A 1,020-nucleotide genomic window follows, 5' to 3' on the forward strand; every position below is an offset into this window, starting at 1 on the left:
TTTGCTTCCCTCTGTTAATCACCATTGTAGTACGTGTGTGGCCCAGGTCATAAGGGGCATGATGATTTGACGTCATCCCCACCTTCCTCCGTTTTGTCAACGGCAGTCCTATTAGAGTGCTCTTGCGTAGCAACTAATCGTAAGGGTTGCGCTCGTTGCGGGACTTAACCCAACATCTCACGACACGAGCTGACGACAACCATGCACCACCTGTCTCAGAGTTCCCGAAGGCACTCCTCTATCTCTAGTGGATTCTCTGGATGTCAAGACCTGGTAAGGTTCTTCGCGTTGCTTCGAATTAAACCACATACTCCACTGCTTGTGCGGGCCCCCGTCAATTCCTTTGAGTTTCAACCTTGCGGTCGTACTCCCCAGGTGGATTACTTATTGTGTTAACTCCGGCACGGAAGGGGTCAGTCCCCCCACACCTAGTAATCATCGTTTACGGCATGGACTACCAGGGTATCTAATCCTGTTTGCTCCCCATGCTTTCGAGCCTCAGCGTCAGTAAAAGCCCAGTAGGCCGCCTTCGCCACTGGTGTTCCTCCTAATATCTACGCATTTCACCGCTACACTAGGAATTCCGCCTACCTCTACTTCACTCAAGAGTTGCAGTTTTGAACGCGACTATCAGTTGAGCCGATAGTTTAAACATTCAACTTGCATCCCCGCCTACGCTCCCTTTACACCCAGTAATTCCGGACAACGCTTGCCACCTACGTATTACCGCGGCTGCTGGCACGTAGTTAGCCGTGGCTTCCTCCTCAGGTACCGTCATTCCTTTCGTCCCTGAAGACAGAGGTTTACAATCCGAAGACCGTCTTCCCTCACGCGGCGTCGCTGCATCAGGCTTTCGCCCATTGTGCAATATCCCCCACTGCTGCCTCCCGTAGGAGTCTGGGCCGTGTCTCAGTCCCAATGTGGCCGATCAACCTCTCAGTCCGGCTACCGATCGTCGACTTGGTGGGCTGTTATCCCGCCAACTATCTAATCGGACGCGAGCCCATCTCTCAGCGGATT

At 52.9% G+C, this 1,020-nt stretch carries 1 rRNA gene; it reads right to left on the bottom strand.

Annotated features, from left to right (window positions below):
• Window positions 1–1,020 (bottom strand): 16S ribosomal RNA (locus WGC32_RS15030); the annotation flags it as partial.

The organism is Zongyangia acetica (assembly GCF_038739695.1).
Classification (GTDB): Bacteria; Bacillota; Clostridia; order Oscillospirales; family Ruminococcaceae; genus Zongyangia; species Zongyangia gallinarum.